Here is a 246-nt window from a genome sequence, read left to right on the forward strand (position 1 = left end):
GGCTTGGCCTCCGCAGCCGGCTTGGGCTGTGCGGCGGCGGGCTTCTGCTCCGGCGCGGGCTGGGGTTTGGGCGCCTCGGGTTTGGCCTCCGCGGCCGGTTTGGGCTGGGCGGCGGCGGGCTTCTGTTCCGGCGCCGGCTGTGGTTTGGGGGCCTCGGGCTTGGCCTCCGCGGCCGGCTTGGGCTGGGCTGCGGCGGGCTTCTGTTCTGGCGCCGGCTGCGGTTTGGGGGCCTCGGGCTTGGCCTCC

The organism is Thermopetrobacter sp. TC1 (assembly GCF_000746275.1).
In the GTDB taxonomy this organism is placed as follows: Bacteria; Pseudomonadota; Alphaproteobacteria; order Rhizobiales; family Aestuariivirgaceae; genus Thermopetrobacter.